This is a genomic window from Kitasatospora sp. NRRL B-11411 (assembly GCF_000721345.1).
Lineage (GTDB): Bacteria > Actinomycetota > Actinomycetes > Streptomycetales > Streptomycetaceae > Kitasatospora > Kitasatospora cineracea.
This window is the reverse complement of sequence record NZ_JOGH01000284.1, coordinates 1-1074: the sequence shown is the minus strand read 5'-3', so window position 1 is coordinate 1074 and position 1074 is coordinate 1. Positions and strand designations below refer to the sequence as shown.

At 75.1% G+C, this 1074-nt stretch carries 2 protein-coding genes; one reads left to right on the top strand and one right to left on the bottom strand.

Annotated elements, in window-relative coordinates:
- Positions 1–228: hypothetical protein (locus IH44_RS42165; RefSeq protein ID WP_035958614.1), on the bottom strand; the 228-nt coding region annotated here is incomplete at its 3' end.
- 295 nt (positions 229–523) lie between these two features.
- Between IH44_RS42165 and IH44_RS0139935 the strand changes: the two genes are divergently transcribed.
- Positions 524–1066, top strand: a complete 543-nt coding sequence (locus IH44_RS0139935; RefSeq protein ID WP_030464758.1) for a GNAT family N-acetyltransferase — start codon at positions 524–526, stop codon at positions 1064–1066.
- Positions 1067–1074 lie beyond the last annotated feature (8 nt).

Here is a 1074-nt window from a genome sequence, read left to right as displayed (position 1 = left end):
CGTCACCCCGGCCAGGCCCGGCTCCAGCGCCGGACTCCACGTCCCGCTCTCGTCCACCGCCCGCACCACCCGCACCGTCACCGACCCGTCCGCCGAGGCGGGCGAGGCCGAGGGGGCGGCGACGGCGGTGGCCGCCGCGAAGGCCGCCACCACGGCGGCGGCCCGTTCGGCCCGCCGCCGACCGGCGCCCCGTACGGGCGCCCTGGTCTGTTGCTCTGTCTGGGTCATGCCCTGCTCTCGTCGTCGCTCCGGAAGGCGCGCCGGACCGCCGCGGAAGGATCACCGGAACGGCGCAGGACGCACCCCTTTTGGCCGAATGGTAAGCGGAATACGAACATCCGCGGTGCCGTACAAGAAAATTGACGACCCATCAGGAAGCACATCGATCACCGCCGCGTGCGCCTCGTGCGCCCCGCCCTGCGACCTCCTGACGCACCGTCAGATCGCCGCACCGCAGCTGGAACGGCACCCGGCCGATCCGGTACGGTACGGTCCTCGTCCGTACCGGAACCGGGGGGCTGGGATGACGAGGACACCGGACACCACCGCACTGCGCACCGCCGACCTCCACCTGCGCCCGTGGGAGGACGCCGACGCCGACACCCTCACCGCGCTGCTCGCCGACCCGGAGATCCGCCGCTGGTCCTCCCGCCGCATCGACGACCGCGACGCCGCCCTGCACTGGATCGCCACCCAACGCACCAACCGCGCCACCGGCGAACTCCTCAGCTACGCCGTCCTCGCCGACGGCCTGATCGCCGGCCACATCGCCCTCAAACGCCCCGGCGGCACCGGCCCCACCGCCGAGGTCGGCTACTGGACCGCCGCTCCCGCCCGCGGCCGCGGCCTCGCCACCCGCGCCCTCACCCTGCTCTCCGCCTGGGCCCTCTCCCCCGCCGACGGCCTCGCCCTGACCCGCCTCGAACTCATCCACAACGCGGCCAACCCCGCCTCCTGCCACGTCGCCCGCAAAGCCGGCTTCCCCCTCGAGTCCACCCTCCCGCCCCGCCCCCCGCACCCCGCCGAGGGCCACCTCCACGCCCGCACCCGCCCGGCCCCCGAGTAGCCGGCCCC